Source organism: Glycomyces sp. MUSA5-2, from assembly GCF_037034145.1.
In the GTDB taxonomy this organism is placed as follows: Bacteria; Actinomycetota; Actinomycetes; order Mycobacteriales; family Micromonosporaceae; genus Glycomyces; species Glycomyces artemisiae.
In genome coordinates, this window is the sequence record NZ_JBAGKG010000004.1 from 30,568 (window position 1) to 45,481 (window position 14,914).

The 14,914-nt window shown below is 69.8% G+C and carries 11 protein-coding genes; 4 read left to right on the forward strand and 7 right to left on the reverse strand.

What is annotated here, in order from left to right; all coding sequences use genetic code 11:
- Window positions 1-93: 93 nt before the first annotated feature.
- From WA640_RS13830 to WA640_RS13840, 3 genes are all read left to right on the forward strand, one after another.
- A complete protein-coding gene (locus WA640_RS13830) occupies window positions 94-663 on the forward strand; it encodes a helix-turn-helix domain-containing protein (protein ID WP_335988313.1) in 570 nt (189 codons plus the stop codon).
- 89 nt (window positions 664-752) lie between these two features.
- The gene (locus tag WA640_RS13835; RefSeq protein ID WP_335988314.1) at window positions 753-1,106 is read left to right on the forward strand and encodes a hypothetical protein; all 354 of its coding nucleotides are present in this window, start codon (window positions 753-755) and stop codon (window positions 1,104-1,106) included.
- Window positions 1,107-1,357: 251 nt separating this feature from the next.
- Window positions 1,358-1,966 (forward strand): LacI family DNA-binding transcriptional regulator, encoded by a 609-nt coding sequence (locus WA640_RS13840; RefSeq protein WP_335988315.1) that lies wholly within the window; start codon window positions 1,358-1,360, stop codon window positions 1,964-1,966.
- Window positions 1,967-2,197: 231 nt separating this feature from the next.
- On the opposite strand, the gene WA640_RS13845 is transcribed toward WA640_RS13840, so the two are convergent.
- Complete coding sequence (locus tag WA640_RS13845) at window positions 2,198-6,364, reverse strand: putative Ig domain-containing protein (RefSeq protein ID WP_335988317.1); 4,167 nt, start codon at window positions 6,362-6,364, stop codon at window positions 2,198-2,200.
- Window positions 6,365-6,476: 112 nt separating this feature from the next.
- Entirely contained in the window at window positions 6,477-8,123 is a 1,647-nt protein-coding gene (locus WA640_RS13850) for an AbfB domain-containing protein (protein WP_335988319.1), read from the reverse strand.
- 192 nt (window positions 8,124-8,315) lie between these two features.
- On the opposite strand from WA640_RS13850, the gene WA640_RS13855 reads away from it, so the two are divergent.
- Window positions 8,316-9,308 (forward strand): LacI family DNA-binding transcriptional regulator, encoded by a 993-nt coding sequence (locus tag WA640_RS13855; RefSeq protein ID WP_335988320.1) that lies wholly within the window; start codon window positions 8,316-8,318, stop codon window positions 9,306-9,308.
- A 5-nt stretch (window positions 9,309-9,313) separates the two neighbouring features.
- On the opposite strand, the gene WA640_RS13860 is transcribed toward WA640_RS13855, so the two are convergent.
- The 5 genes from WA640_RS13860 to WA640_RS13880 form a co-directional block, all read right to left on the reverse strand.
- Entirely contained in the window at window positions 9,314-10,267 is a 954-nt protein-coding gene (locus WA640_RS13860; protein WP_335988321.1) for a hypothetical protein, read from the reverse strand.
- Window positions 10,264-11,757: an arabinosylfuranosidase ArfA gene (gene arfA, locus WA640_RS13865; protein ID WP_335988323.1), complete on the reverse strand. Its 1,494-nt coding sequence runs from the start codon at window positions 11,755-11,757 to the stop codon at window positions 10,264-10,266. Before arfA ends, WA640_RS13860 begins: the two co-directional genes overlap by 4 nt.
- 23 nt (window positions 11,758-11,780) lie before the next feature.
- Window positions 11,781-12,599, reverse strand: coding sequence for a carbohydrate ABC transporter permease (locus WA640_RS13870; RefSeq protein ID WP_335988324.1), 819 nt, complete (start codon window positions 12,597-12,599; stop codon window positions 11,781-11,783).
- Window positions 12,596-13,543, reverse strand: a complete 948-nt coding sequence (locus WA640_RS13875; RefSeq protein WP_335988326.1) for a carbohydrate ABC transporter permease — start codon at window positions 13,541-13,543, stop codon at window positions 12,596-12,598. Before WA640_RS13875 ends, WA640_RS13870 begins: the two co-directional genes overlap by 4 nt.
- A 62-nt stretch (window positions 13,544-13,605) precedes the next feature.
- Window positions 13,606-14,853, reverse strand: coding sequence for an ABC transporter substrate-binding protein (locus tag WA640_RS13880; protein ID WP_335988328.1), 1,248 nt, complete (start codon window positions 14,851-14,853; stop codon window positions 13,606-13,608).
- Window positions 14,854-14,914: the final 61 nt, after the last annotated feature.

Consider the following 14,914-nt stretch of genomic DNA (forward strand, 5'->3'; position numbering starts at 1 on the left):
GCACCTCATCGTGCAGAACTGCTAGCGTTCTTGCAGAACTGCAAACTGATGCCAGCAGCCGGCTCATTGCGGAGCACTGCGGAGGGAGCCGTGATGGACGACGAACAGGTCCTCGACGCCGTCGGGGCCCGCCTCCGCGGCTTCCGCCGAACGCTGGGGTTGAGCCTCGCCGAACTGGCCGACCGCAGCGGCATCTCCGCGAGCACGATCTCGCGGCTCGAACGCGGCCTGGTCCGACCCGGACTGGAGCAGCTCCTCCCGCTCGCGCGGGTCTACGGCCTTCCACTGGACGAACTCGTCGCCGCCCCCCGTGTCGGCGACCCTCGCGTCCATCTCAAGGCGATCCGCAGACACGGCTTGACGTACATCCCGCTCGGCGTCCACGGGGGCGCCCTCCAAGCCTTCAAGGTGATCTACCCACCGGCATCGAAGGCCCGAGCCCCCCGATACAACACCCATCCGGGACGCGAGTGGTTCTACGTTCTCGACGGCTCGGTCAACCTCGCCCTGGCCGACAGCCGCACCGTGCTCAAAGCCGGCGAAGCCGCCGAGTTCGACACCATGACACCCCACTGGATCGCCAACGCCCGCGACGACCGGCCCGCCGAGACCATCGCGATCTACGGCCCGCAAGGCGAACGGATCCACCTGACCGGTCCATGACTCGGCGCGGCACGGCGGTGCGCCGGGCAGGATTTGCAGTTCTGCAAGGAACCTGGCCGATATGGGCGCCTCCCGGCGAAGGTGGGGGCATGACGACGACACCGAAGCGAATCACCCGGCGCCACGCGCTTTCGGCCGCCGCCGGGCTGGGAGCGGGGACCCTGCTCGGCATCCCCCTGGGCACGACGTTCACGACCACGGAGGAACCTTTCGGCGAAACAGACGGCGCGACGGGCCGATACGACGACGCGACCCGCGACGACCACGAGTTCAACCGCTTGTTCGAGCACCGATTCGACGAGGTGCAAGGCGTGTCCATGCACTCGGTCACCGGCGGGCAGGGACCGGGGATGGTGCTGCTCCATTGCTCAACGAGCTTCGCAGCGCAGTCGAGATTCCAAAAGCCGGGCACTGGCTCGCAGAGGAGAATGCCGACGCCGTAGCCCAAGAGGTGCTCGCCTTCACAACCGAATGAGGTCGCGGTCCTGAATGGCCCCTCAAGGGCCGATTGTCGCCCGGTAACTCCGCTACAGCACCGGACGCATACGAAACCACCGGGAACATCATCGATCGCGATCGTCACTCCGCGCCCTGCGGTCCCCGAGGTTCTGTGGAGTTGAGTCGTAGGTGGTACTGCGGAGTGAGGGTCCCGGCTTCGGAGTCGCGGATGGTGGTGGCTCGCCAGCTTGCGAGCATGCGCAGAGCGGTGCGCGACGAAGGCATCCCCTGCATGGTGATCGACCCGCGCAGCGATCCCGGGCCGACCGCCGCCGCCGTGCACCTCAACCACCACGACGCCCAGTACCGCCTCGTCCAGCACCTGGTCACCCTCGGCCACACCAAGATCGCCATGGTCAGCGGCAACCCGAACTCGGGGCCCTCCCGCGAGCGCGTGGCCGGGTTCGAAGCAGCCGTCACCGACGCCGGACTGCCCCTGCCACCCCAGTGGTGCATCGAAGGCGGCTTCAACCAGCGCCAGGCCCGCACAGCCCTCGCCGCCCTCATGGCCCTGCCCGAACCCCCCACCGCCGTCGCCTTCGACTCCGACAAAGGCGCACTCGCAGGCATGGCCGAGGCGAAGCGGCTGGGGCTCCGTGTCCCCGAGGACGTCTCGATCGCCGGGTTCGACGACATCCACGACGCCGAGAACGCCATGGCGCCCTTGACGACCGTGCGCCAACCGGCCGCGGTCATGGTCGACACGGCCGTACGCTACCTGCTCGGCCCGCCGAACCCCGGCGTCCGGTTCATGTGCGAAGCCGAACTTGTCCACCGCGGGAGTACCGCACCGCCCCACCGGTAGATCCAAGCGCTGGTTGAAGACGCGGGGACAGCCGGTCCGCTCACGATCGATGCCGTCCAGTTGTGGGCTGAGTGCTCGTCATGGGATCCGATGGCGGCGAGGGTCTAGGATCCGCGAATTGCACCACAGACCGCAGCAGATTTCTGCGAGCCTCGGCCGCAGGATGGAGGTCCATGCGGTGAAGCCGTGGGGGAGCCGTCCCGGATCGGGACGGCTCCCCAATTGCGAATCTCAGGCGGCGATGAGGTCGTCGAGCGCTGTGTCGAGCGTGTCGCAGGCGGTGTCTACTTCCGGTTGGGTGGCGCCCTTGTCGTCGGCGGCGGCCTGGGCGGCGTCTCGGGCGGTGGTGAGGGCGGTCCAGGTTTCGGGGGTCCAGTCGGTTTCGTCCAGGGCCGCGGTGTCGGCGAGGCGGACGGCCAGGCCCGACTTGTCGACCATGGCGATGAGGAACTGGAGTTCGGCGATGTTGCAGTAGCCGTTGCCGCCGCTGATGCGCAGGGCCTCGTAGGTGACGGGCTCGGCGAGGGTCAGCGTGTTCCAGCCCGCGACCGGGGTGCCGGTGCTGGCGAACGTGGTCCAGGTGGCGCCGCCGTCGTTGGAGCCCTGGAGCGGCATGCCGGTCGCGCGGGAGATCGCGTTCGAGCGCGGGTGGTATCGGACCGCGAGGACTTCGAAGGCGGTGCCGTCGGTCGGCATGACGGTGTTGGTGCAGGACTTGGTGGTCGTGTCGGTGTAGGTGGCGGTGTTGCCGTCGAACATGCGCCAGCCGTTCGCCGCGGCGCTGGTGGCACCGTCGGCGGTGGCGGTGCTCGCCGCCACCCAGGCGGGATCGAGGACGGCGGGGGCCTCGGTCGTCAAGGGCGCCAGGAGGTCCCAGGCGTCGAGGAGGCGCAGGGCCAGAGCGGTTTCGTCGCCGCCCTCGGCCGCGGCGGCACGTACGGCCGCCACTTCGCGGGGGAACAGGATGCGGGAGCCGCGGGTGTAGGCGTCCAGGTCGACGGCGTCGGCGCAGGCAAGGATCGGATCCAGGTCGAGGTCGAGCGTGCCGTAGGCGCGCAGTTCGACGGCGTTGATCCAGGTCGAGTTGGCCAGGCGCAGGTACCGGTACTCGCCGTCGGCGGCGTCGAGGGTCTGCCACGCGTACGTCTTGAATGGCGGGCCGCTCAGGGTGGTCCACGTTTCGAGGTCGTTGGAGCCCTCGATGACGAGGTCGGGGAGGCGGAGCATCCCGTTGTTGTTCGGCAGGGCCAGGAAGTCGAACCGGTCGGCATCGAAGGTGGCGCCTTCGCCGGCGTCCCAGACGAGGTCGGCCCCGCCTGTGCCGGGGGGGACGTCGGCGAAGGTGGCGGGGTCGCCGTCGAGGAGTTTCGCAGCCTGCTCGGCCTTGACCGGGTCGGGTTCCCCGGCGGTGTTGACGACCGCGAAGTCGCTCAGGTCGATGAGGTCCGAGTCGTCGGCCCCGTAGAGGTAGGTGCCGTCGGTGGCGCCGTGGACGGTGGCGGCGATACGGCCGCGGGCGGTGGTGTGGTCGATCGCGACGTCGAGGAGCCCGTTCCCCTCGAGCGGGCCGACCGCGCCGGTGGCCGTCCATTGCAGGCCGTCGTCGCTGGCGGCGGCGAGCTCGGCGCCGCCGACTGTGACGGTGACACCGGTGATCGGCTTGCGGCTGTGGAAGGTCACGGTGACCGCGTCGCCTTCGCCGACGTGCCCGGCGACGGCGTCCGGTGAGGCGACGGAGACGGTGTCGATGTCGCCGCGGACCTCGGTGCGGTCGCCGTCGATCGCGAGGTTCGCGAAGGACCAGATGCCCGGGTAGGCCGGGTCGGTCGGGACGCCCGGCTCGTCGACTTGGGCCTTGAGGTAGCGGTACTGCTGTCCGCGGTGCGCTTCGACGACCTCGATGCGGTCCCATTCGTTGGTGTTCGCCGCCGGGCGCTCGGTGAGCAGGTCCCAGGTGACGCCGTCGAGGGACCCGTAGACGTTGGTGCCTTCCATGCGGTTGCCGAAGGTGAAGCGCGCCTGGAACTCGAAGGCCTCGGCCGCGACCCGGTACTGCGGGCCGAAGTCGTAGGTGAAGGAGGCCGTGCGCAGGTCGCCGATCGAGGTCATGGTGCCGTCGGCGAGGTTGTTCACGCCGGTCGCGTCCAGCCCGGTGGCGCTGACGACGCCGAACCGGTAGTCGAGCATCCCGTCCAGGCGCGGGTTGAGAAGTTTCAGCGCCTTCACGGCGTCCCGCAGGGCCTCCAGCGCGGTCTCGAACTCGGCCTGGTTGCCGCCGTCTGCGGCGGTGCGGGCGGCGTCGAGGGCCTCGCGGTAGGGCTCGCGGGTGGCGGTGGTGTAGACGGCGTCCGCATCGGTCCCGTCGGCGATGATCGCATCGATCGTCTTGGCCCGGTTCCTGGAGGCGACCAGTTCGAAGTCGCGGGTCGCGACGGTCTCGCCGTCGTCGGCGACGATTCGCACCTCGTGCCGGCCGGCCTGGGTCCGCGCGGGGTTCCAGGTGAGCGTCCCGGTGGCGGCGTCGAAGGACGCGCCTTCGGGGAGCCCTTCGGCGGTGTACGCGACGTTCCCGCCGGTGTCGACCGCGGACAGGTTGATCGACTGCTCCTCGCGAGCGGTCAGGTAGTAGGTCGTGTCGGTCTGCGCGAACTGTGGCGAGGTCAGGTCGGTCGCGCCTGAGAGGAGCACGCTGTCGAACTCGGCGTCGCCGTCGGCGAGGTGGAAGAAGTGCGTGTTCGATCCGCTTGCGGGATAAGTGATGTAGCGCCATTCGCCGCCTGTGTCGGGCAGGACCCGGACGGCGAGCACTTCGGGCTCGCCCTCGTCGGGGTTCAGGCCCGAGGGCTCCTCTTTGGAGAGGACTTCGAGCGAGGCGGGGCCATCGCTGCGGTACTTGAGGCCGAAGACCATGCCGGAGCCGTACATGAGGCGGCTGACAGCGGTGGTGGCGCCGTCGGCGAGCGGCACGCCGAACCGCTCGAAGGAGAGCGCGGCGTCGTCGGGGACGGGGGTCGGGGCGGTCCCGGCGAGCTCCGCTGGGAAGGCGACCCAGTACTCGGGGTTCTTGTCGCCCGGGGCCCAGTAGTTCGCGACGCCGGTGCCGTTGTAGAAGTACGGGCCGTCCATCCGGGATGACAGCTCGGCGAGCCAGGGCGCTTCGGCCGCCACGTCGACGCCGCGCTCCAGGGCGTACTCGTAGTACAGCTCGTTGGTGGGGTTGAACAGGCGGCCGCGGTAGGCCTCGGAGATGGTGCCGTTCCAGCCGTCGCCGCGCTCGTCGGTCCAGGGCGTCCAGTGGCCCATCATGAAGCCGTAGAACACGTTCGCGCCGTCGAGGAGGCGCCGGTCCAAGAAGTCGTAGGCGGAGACGGCGTCTGGGTCCTCGGAGACGGTCCCGGCGACCGGGTCGACTTTCGTCCCTTGGACTTCGAGCATCCGGGCGAGGCCGGTGAAGTTGTCGATGTTGCACTCGCCGTGGGCCTGGTCGCGGCCCATCTCGCGGACCTGCACGAAGCCGTATCCGTAGGGGTTCTCAGGGTCGTCGGCCTCGATGTAGGGGATCTGTGCGGCGAGGCCGCCGTTGTCGTAGTCAGGGTCGGTGGAGTTGACGGTGAACCACTCCACGCCCGTGGCGTAGCCTTCGGCGTCGTCGGCGTAGATCGCGGTCGCGATGCGCCCGAACAGGCCGAAGTTGTGCTGGTTCATCCAGCGGGTATTGGAGTACAGGAACGTCTCGACCACGGGGTCGGCGAAGTTCGTCAGCAGGGCCTCGTCGTCCTCGGCGCTCCACACCACGTCGTAGCCGCCGTAGCTGCCGGGCGTGTCGTCGTCCACGGGTTCGGTGGCGCGGATGATCTCGGCGGCCATGAGGAACTGGTACAGCGGGTGCCCGGTGTGGATGTGGGCGTCCGCGAAGTACGCGTAGCCGTCCGGGTTCATGTCCGCCCAGGTGCGCAGCGCCTGGATCGCGTTGCGGCGGTACACCTCGTCGCCGGTGATCGTCCACATGAGGGCCTGGGTGAGGGCGCCGAAGGAGTCGTTCGTCTCCCTGCGGCGCAGGCCCACGTGGGTGAAGTTCGGGTCGGCCGCCACGTCGGGCTCGGCGGCGGACTTGGAGTTCGACGCCCGGTACGTGGTGGACGCGAAGCCCGTGTCGGCCATGGCCGCGAAGTAGGAGGCCCAGGGCTCCTGGCCGGCGCGGGCCATCTCCTGGGCGCCTCGCAGGTCGTCGGCGGTCAGGCCGACACCGGGGTGGACGAACCCCGCGTCGGACACCGTCTCGTTGATCGCCACCACGTGGTCGGTGAGGAGGTCGTCGTACTCGGCCGCCTGCGCCGCCTGCGGCGGCAGGGCCAGCAGGAGGCCCGCTCCAGTGGCGATCGCGGCGGCGAACGCCATGGGACGCAAGCGCTTTCTCTGCCTGATGTGTGTCATCGGTTCCTGATTTCAGTGAGGAGAAGGATGTTCGATGGGGCCGCGGGCCGGGCGCTGCCCGGCCCGCGGGAGGGGCTCAGGTGGTGATCTTGAAGGTCGCGTCGGGGCGGGCGCCGCTGTCGATCGCGTCGGTGCGGAGCACGTAGTAGGCATGCCGCACGTACCGCGTCGCGTCGTCGTATGCCTGGAACGAGGTCCAGGAGGCGTCCGCGAGGCCGGCGACCGCGCGGAAGGTGGCGTCGGCGGCGAACGCCGCGGAGCCGTCGTGCTCTTCGAGTTTGAGCACGGAGCCGTTGCGGCGCAGGTAGTAGCCGGGGAGGTTGACCGACGCGAAGGAGACGCAGTCGTCGGCGCGGTCGGCCAGGCCCGCGCCGACCTGGAACCAGGTGTCCTCGGCGGGGCTCGCGTCGGCCGAGATGTTTGCAGCGAAGCCGGCGTGGCGCCAGTAGCGGGTCGGGTAGTTGTACGACTGGATCCGGTTGTAGGGCACGGTGGCCCGGGCGCGGCTGTACAGGAGGGTGCCGAAGCCGAGGGCGTCGTAGCCGCCGGAGGTCGAGCCGTAGTCGCCGCCGCCCCCTTCGGGGGCGATGGAGGCGGCCATCGCGGCGACGTTCGGCAGGTCGAGCCCGCGCCGGGAGTAGTAGTGGTGGTGGATCATGGCCCAGACCGGCCGCACCGTGCCCCGGCCGGCCGCGCTGATGGCGGTCTGCTCGTTGTAGGTGCAGTCGGTGCCCGAGCCCCAGGAGTACGTGGTGTACGGGACGGTGTTGCCGAGGTTGTAGGAGGCGACGTACTCGGCGGCCTTGGCGAAGGCGTTGTCGTCGGCGGAGTAGAGGTCGATCCCCTGGTTCCAGGCCGTCTCCATGAAGGTCGCCATGAGGCCGATGCCGAAGACGGCGTGGGCTTGGTCGCGGCCCGACTCCTGCCATTGCGCGAGCCCCTGGTCGTCGTAGGCGAAGGGGATCGCTCCGCGGATCGAGCCGTTGCCGACGCCGTTCCAGAAGTAGTCGAGCGCCTGGTCGATGAGGGTGTCGTCCTCGCAGAGGATGCCGATGGCGAGTTCGGCGTTCATGGCGCACAGGTCCCAGTTGGCCCAGTAGTGGGTGGCGCAGGTCCCGTTGTGCTGGTTGAGGAATCCACCGGTCCATGGATGGAAGACCTCCAACAGCATCGCCTGGAACGCGGCCAGGTCGAAGCCGGGCGCGTCGCGCAGGAGCTCGGCGGCGTTCGCGAACTGGTAGCCCTGGAGCCCGGCGCACAGCAGCGCGTCGGTGCTGCCGTTGATCTCGGTCAGCGTCGCCGCCCACGCATTGCAGATCGCGACCGCGGCGTCGCGGTTGGCGGTGGTGCCGGCCAGGCGCCAGCGCAGCGCGTTCTGGTAGGCGGCGTGGACGTCCCGGTAGAGCACCGGGTAGTTCTGGGTGCCCGAGCCGCCGCGGGTGATGACCGCGGTGGCACTCGGAGTCCAGGTGGACTGCGAGTGCGCGTTGGCGGTGAGCTTGCTCCAGCCCGAGGCCCACGGCTCGACCGCGAGGTTCGCGGTGATGGCGGCGAGGTCGGATGCCGTGTGGAGCATGCCGGGGTGGCCGGCGGCCGCAGCGGACTGCGCCGAGACCGATCGGATGCCGCCGAGTCCGGCGGCGGCGAGGCCGCCGACGGCGGTGCCGGTCAGGAGGCGCCTGCGGGTGAGGGCAGGCCGCGGGTGAGGGGTCGAGGACGACATGGTGCTCCTTTGCGCCATGCGGAGGGCGATGCCGGGGGATGCCACCGCTGAATCATTGCGTGATCGCTCACGCTCTGAGATGCATAGAAAACGGTATCTGCATTGTTCGCGCATGTCAAGGCCCTCCGGGTCTGCTTTTCGGAAGCTCGGGCGTGCTGCGTGCGTGGTAGGCGGCGGGTGATAATGGGTGCCATGCAGCGACGAGTGACCATCGAGGACATCGCCCGGGAGGCCGGGGTCTCGCGTCAGACCGTGACCCGGGCGATGAACGGGATGCCGCGGATCAGCGAGGCCACCCGCGCCCGCGTGCTGGAGGTCAGCGAGCGCCTCGGGTACCGGCCCAGCCGCTTCGCGGCCAACCTCGCGCGGTCGGCGAAGACGACGACGATCGCGTTCGTCGTGGACTCCTTCCGCAACCCGTACTACTCGGAGCTGACCGCCGACCTGCTCGACGCCGCGTCGGCGCGCGGTTGGCAGATGACGATCGCCTCGCACGAGAACGCCGACGAGCTCACGCTCATCGCCCGCCTCGCAACCGAGGCCGACGCGGTCGTGGGCTACTTCAGCGAGCCCGACGAGGCCGCCCTCATGACGGCCGCGCGCAGTGCGCCCCTGGTCGCCCTGGGGCGCACCGCGACCGCGGAGGGCCTGCATTCGGTGGACCTCGACTTCGACACCGCGCTCGCGGGCCTGGTCAAGGAGCTGCGGGAGCGGGGCGCGCGGCGGTTCGGGCTGCTGGAGAGCCAGCCGCTCGGGGCCGTTTACGAGCCGAGCAGCCGCCGGATCGCGTACGAGGGCGCCGTGGACGCCGACTCGGCCGCGGCGGTCGTGGTCTGCGAGGCGCCGCCGCAGTCGGTTGACGCCGGCGAGGCCGGTTTCGACCGGCTCATGGACGCCTTCCCCGACACGGACACGGTGATCGCCTTCAGCGACCTGATCGCCATGGGCGCGCTGCGGGCCGCGCACCGGCGGGGCATCGACGTGCCGGGCCGGGTGCGGCTGGTCGGCGTTGACGGGCTCTCGCTCGGCGCCGTGACCTCGCCCGCGCTCACGAGTCTGGCGATACTGGGCCCGGACTTCACGGGCGAGATCGCCGACGTGGTCGAACTGGCCCTCACCGGCGCCGCCGGACCGGCGCAGCGGCGGCGCGCGGTGCCGACCGTCCTGTGGCGCGAGTCCGCTTGAACCGGTTACGGACCGCCGACCGGCAGGATCGGTCCGTGCAGGACCTCGTCCCTGTCGCACACCAGCTCGCCGTCGAGGACATGGGCGCGGGCGACCTGGATCGAGGTGCGCCGGTGGGCGTAGAGGGTGTCGCGGATCGGCTCGCCTGGAGTGCGGCCGGGGTGGGTGAAGTAGAAGACGAACGCGTCGTCGCCGACGACCACGACGTCGGCGTGGAGCCCGTTCCCGCCGTCATCGGGGCCCGCCCCGCCGGAGGGATCGAGGATCCGGTCTCGGACCTCCCACGCGCGCAGGTCGGTCGAGCGGTGGACGCGCAGGCCCTTCCACTCGTCGGTGAGCATCCAGTACGAGCCGCCGAGCGCGAACACGTTCGGGCCCTCGTGCGGCATGTTCACCACCGCCGGTCCGGCCGGGGTCCACGAGTACAGGTCGGGGCTGTCGGCGCAGTAGGTGTGCGCGCCGCGGGCGCTGTCCTTGAACCACATCCGCCACCCGCCCTCGGGCAGCGGGAAGACGCACGCGTCGATGACGTCGGCCGAGTCGAGGTCGAGCACCGACGCGAAGCGCCAGTGGACGAGGTCCTCGCTCGTGTAGTGGCGGATGCCCTCGACGCGGGAGCCGCCCCAGCGGACCGGCACCCCCTCGATGACGCTGACGTACATGTGGAACACGTGACCGTCGTCGACCACCTCGGGGGCCCAGTAGGTGTTGCGGCCCCACCCGGTCTCCAGGCCCTGCGCGGTGCCGCGGTAGACCCAGGTCGCGCCGCCGTCCTTTGAGGAGGCGATGCCGATGTCGGTGCCGTGGACCCAGGAGACGTCGTCGATCGGGGGCGCGAGGACGCGCCGGTTGGTGTAGAACATCCACCACTCCCCCGCGGTGCGATTCCAGATCACGGTGGGGTCGGCCGCGCCGTCCTCGATCGGGTCGCGGAACAGGGGTTTCGACACGGTCGTCATCGCTCGCCTCCGAAGGTGATGCAGGTCCAGGAGATCGGCGGCAGCTCGATCGTGACCGCGCTGCCTGCCCGGGTGATCGCGGTGTTCTCGCGCAGCCTGACGCGCTCGGGCTCGGCGAGGGTGTTCTTCGCGTGCCGGTCCTCGTCCCAGATGCCGTGGGCGCGTACCGGTCCGGTGGGGTCGAGCCCTTCGATCGCGAACGTCGCGGTCTCGGCGAGGGACCGGTTGAGGACGAACACGGCGGCCCGGTCGCCGTCGAGGGTGGCGACGGCGTCGACGGCGGGGACGTCGCCGAACTTCGCGGTGCCGAGCGCGGGCGCGTCGAGGACGCCGCGCAGGGCGGTGCCGCGGGCCAGGCGCGAGGTCGCGGCGAACGGGAAGAACGTGGTCTGGCGCCAGGCGGGCCCGCCGGGCTCGGTCATGATGGGGGCGATGACGTTCACCAGCTGCGCGAGGTTCGCCGCCTTGACCCGGTCGGCGTGCTTGAGCAGCGAGATGAGCAGCCCGCCGAGCGCGACGGCGTCGGTCACCGAGTACTGGTTCTCAAGCAGGCGCGGGGCCACCGGCCAGGAGGTCGTGTCGATCTCGTTCGCATCCTGGTACCAGATGTTCCACTCGTCGAACGACAGGTCGATGCGGCGCTTGGAGTTCTTGACGGCCCGCACGTGCTCGATGGTGTGCACGACGGACTCGATGAAGTCGTCCATGTCCACACCGGACGCGAGGAAGCTGGCGGCGTCGCCGTCCTCCTCGTGGTAGTAGGCGTGGCAGGAGATGTAGTCGACCTGGTCGTAGGCGTGCTCCAGGACCGTGCGCTCCCAGACCCCGAACGTGGGCATGCCGCGCCAGGACGAGCCGCATGCGGCGAGCTCCAGGTCCGCGTCGATCGCGCGCATCGCGCGGGCGGTCACGGTGGCGAGCCGCCCGTACTCCTCGGCGGTCTTGGCCCCGATCTGCCAGTCGCCGTCGAGTTCGTTGCCCAGGCACCACATCCGCACGTCGAAGGGCTCCTCGCGGCCGTTCTTGCGTCGCGCGTCGGCGCGGGCGGTGCCGTCGGGGACGTTCGCGTACTCCAGCAGGTGCAGGGCCTCGCGGGTGCCGCGGGTGCCGAGGTTGGTGCCGAGCATGAGGTCGGCGCCGACGAGGTCGAGCCAGTCGCTGAACTCGTGGAGGCCGACCTCGTTGGGCTCGATGGAGTGCCAGGCGAGGTCGAGGCGCCGCGGGCGGTCATCGACTGGGCCGACGCCGTCCTCCCAGTCGTGGCCGGACACGAAGTTCCCGCCCGGGTAGCGAACGTGCGCGATGCCGAGCTCGCGCACGAGGCCGACGACGTCGCGGCGGAACCCGTCCGGGCCCGCGGTCGGGTGGCCGGGCTCGTAGATGCCGCCGTAGATGTGGCGGCCGAGGTGCTCGACGAAGCCGCCGAAGAGGCGCCGTTCGACCGTGCCGACCGTGAAGGCCGGGTGGAGTTGCAGTGTCGCAGAGAACATGGGATTCCGTTTCGGGGAGGAGGTCAGCCTTTGACGCTGCCGGCGACCAGGCCGGAGACGATGTGCCGCTGCGCCAGGAGGAAGAAGACCACCAGGGGGGCGAGCACGATGACGCTGAGGGTCATGAATGCGGGCCAGTCGGTCGAGAACTGCCCGACCGCGCTGTACACCTGGAGGACCAGCGTCTGCTTCTCCGGCGAGTTGATGAACACGTTCGGCGTGATGAAGTCGTTCCACACCCACATCGCCTGGAAGACCCCGACGGTGACCAGGATCGGCCGGATGAGCGGCAGCACGATCGACCAGTAGATGCGGAACGCGCTCGCCCCGTCGATGCGGGCCGACTCGAACATCTCGGTCGGGATGGTCCGCATGTAGCCGATGATGAGGAAGTAGCAGAAGATCGCGCCCGACAAGTACAGGAGGATGAGCCCCTCCAGGGTGTCGACCAGGTGCATTCCGGTGAGCATGCGGTACAGGGGGATCAGCGTCGTCTGGCCTGGGACGAGGAACGCGATCAGGCAGACCACGCCGATGAGCTTGGTGACCAGGCCCCGCCCGATGAGCATCCCGTAGGCGGCCATCGAGCCGACCAGGAGCATGAGCGCGATCGAGACCGCGCCGACGTACAGCGTGTTGAGGAGCGACTGGAGGATCGGCAGGGTCGCGAAGACCTCGGCGTAGTTCGAGAAGTCCGGGCTCGACGGCAGCGCGAGCGGGTTCGCGGAGACCTCCGGCTGGGTCTTGAAGGTGTTGACCAGGAGGTAGTAGAAGGGGATCGCCACGACGCCCGCGAGCGGGAGCATCACGACGCTCAGGAGGATGCTGCGCAGGTTTCTCATGAGAACCGGGCCTCCAGACGGCGGGAGAGGGCGAGCTGGGCGACGATGACGAGCCCGACCGCCAGGAAGAACACCACGCTCAAGGCCGAGGCCTTGCCGACCTCGCCCTGGGCGATGCCGTTCTCGATGATCGACTGCGTCAGGGTCCGCGTCGCGAATCCGGGTCCGCCGCCGGTGAGCGTGTACGGCAGGTCGTAGACCTTGAGGCCGCCGGTGACCAGCAGGAGTTGGCTCACGGTGATCGCGGGGGTGAGCAGCGGCAGCGTCAGGTACCGGAACCGCTGCCACCGCGAGGCCCCGTCGATGCTCGCCGCCTCGTAGAACTCGGACGGGATCGCCTGGAGGTAGGCGAGGTAGAGGACCGCGTGCCAGCCGGTGCCGCCCCAGACGGCCACGAGGATGACGCTGAGCCGCGCGAGCGCCGGCTCGGCGAGCCAGGCGACCGGCTGCGCGCCGAACCAGCCGATCACCGAGTTGATGACCCCGGATCCCAAGGGCGCGAGGATGAAGCCCCACACCAGGCCGAGGATCGCGACCGAGACGACCGAGGGGAAGAAGAACACCGACCGCACCACGTTGCGCCCGAAGAACTTCTGGTTGAGGACCAGGGCGAGCGGGATCGCGAGCGCGGTGATCGCGAGCGTGGTGCCCACGGTGTACACCAGGGTGAACCCCAGTGCCGAGAGCATCGAGGTGTCCTGCCAGATGGTCTCGTAGTTGGCGAGGCCGACGAAGTTCGCCTCGGTGGAGTAGCCGTTGAAGTCGGTGAGGCTGTAGTAGAACGACTGGACCAGCGGGACGGCGAACAGGACGATGAAGACGACGACGACCGGGAGGGTGAACAGGTACGACTCGATGCCGCGGCGGCGCAGGCGCTGGAGGCGCGTCGGCTGCGGCGCGGCCTGCCGGAGCGCCGACGGGGGCGGGGCGATGGCGGTGCCCATGGCGGGATCTCCTCTCTGAGACGGGGTGCCGGGGCGGGGCGGGTCCCGCCCCGGCCGGGCGGCTACTGGAAGGACGCGAGCTTGGCGTCCATGCCTTTGCCCACGTCGGCCGGCTCGATGTCGCCGGTGGCGAGCTGCTGGACGAGCGCGTTCGCCTCGCCCGACAGGGCGTCGTTGTGGTCGATCCAGCTGACCGCGGGCAGGTAGTACTGGCCGTCCTGGACGGCGGGCACGAGGTCGCCGAGTTGGGCGGGCAGTTCGGGCTCGTAGTCCTTGACGGTGGAGATGAACTGGTTCTCGCTCTGGTAGAAGCTCACGCCCGGCTCGGTGGACATCCACTCCAGGAAGACCTTGGCCGCGTCGGGGTGCTTCGCCTTCGTGTTGAGAGCCAGGCCCGGGGAGACCGCCCCGGACCAGAACGGCTGGCCGGCGAAGCCGGGCACGGCCTCGAACTGGAAGTCGAGGTCGGGCGCGCCGTCGATGATGCTGCCGATGCCCCAGGAGCCGGTGGTCATGACCGCGAGGCGGCCCTGCTGGAACTCCGGGAGCACCACGTCGCCGGTGAGCCCGGCCGCGGAGGAGTCGAGGACGCCCTCCTCGAAGAGCCGGTACCAGGCCTGCACGGCGGGGGTCCAGGCTTCCTCGAAGGTGAGGTCGCCGTCCCAGATCTGCTGGTCCATGGTGCCGCCGTAGGCGAGGTTCTGCATGCCGAGGAAGGCGCAGAACGTGTCGGTCATCCCGGCGACCGCTTCGAGGTAGGGGACGGTGCCGTCGGACTTGAGCTGCTTGCACAGGTCGAGGAAGCCGTCCCAGTCGGTCGGGAACTCGCCGGGCACGAGGTCGCGGTTGACGACCATGCCCCCGGCCCACGACGAGATCGCCGACCCGTAGAGCTTCCCGTCCCTGGAGTAGGTCGCGACGGCGGTCTCGTTGAGGTTCGCGGCCCAAGACTCCCCCGCGAGGTCCTGCACGAAGGCGCCGTCCATGAGCTGCTTCTTGTTCTCGGCGGTGATGATGAAGACGTCCGGGGCGCTGTTCGATCCGAGCTGCGTCTGGAGCTTCTGGATGTACCCGGCCACGGGCGGGGCGTACTGCGCCTCGACGTGGTACTCGGGGTGCTCCTGCTCGAACTGCTTGATCACCGGGCCCATCACTTCGGCGTTGTCCCAGGACAGGAACGTGATCGTGTTCGGGTCGGACTCGCCCGAGCAGGCGGCGAGGGCACCGGCGGCGGGGGCGGCCAGGGCGGCCGCGGCGGCGACTCGCCCGAGGGACCGGCGCGTGAGCCGGTCGGCGGCGGAAGGCGACATTGCGCTTCTCCTTAGGGATCCTAGGGGTTGATATTGCAGGTAGATAACGGAATGAACACTT

Bases quoted from the DNA above. Each gene is read 5' to 3' on its own strand.
- WA640_RS13870 (WP_335988324.1), bottom strand. From the start codon at position 12,599: ATGAGAAACCTGCGCAGCATCCTCCTGAGCGTCGTGATGCTCCCGCTC.
- WA640_RS13840 (WP_335988315.1), top strand. From the start codon at position 1,358: ATGCGCAGAGCGGTGCGCGACGAAGGCATCCCCTGCATGGTGATCGAC.
- WA640_RS13860 (WP_335988321.1), bottom strand. From the start codon at position 10,267: ATGACGACCGTGTCGAAACCCCTGTTCCGCGACCCGATCGAGGACGGC.
- WA640_RS13850 (WP_335988319.1), bottom strand. From the start codon at position 8,123: ATGTCGTCCTCGACCCCTCACCCGCGGCCTGCCCTCACCCGCAGGCGC.
- arfA (WP_335988323.1), bottom strand. From the start codon at position 11,757: ATGTTCTCTGCGACACTGCAACTCCACCCGGCCTTCACGGTCGGCACG.
- WA640_RS13875 (WP_335988326.1), bottom strand. From the start codon at position 13,543: ATGGGCACCGCCATCGCCCCGCCCCCGTCGGCGCTCCGGCAGGCCGCG.
- WA640_RS13835 (WP_335988314.1), top strand. From the start codon at position 753: ATGACGACGACACCGAAGCGAATCACCCGGCGCCACGCGCTTTCGGCC.
- WA640_RS13880 (WP_335988328.1), bottom strand. From the start codon at position 14,853: ATGTCGCCTTCCGCCGCCGACCGGCTCACGCGCCGGTCCCTCGGGCGA.
- WA640_RS13830 (WP_335988313.1), top strand. From the start codon at position 94: ATGGACGACGAACAGGTCCTCGACGCCGTCGGGGCCCGCCTCCGCGGC.
- WA640_RS13845 (WP_335988317.1), bottom strand. From the start codon at position 6,364: ATGGCGTTCGCCGCCGCGATCGCCACTGGAGCGGGCCTCCTGCTGGCC.
- WA640_RS13855 (WP_335988320.1), top strand. From the start codon at position 8,316: ATGCAGCGACGAGTGACCATCGAGGACATCGCCCGGGAGGCCGGGGTC.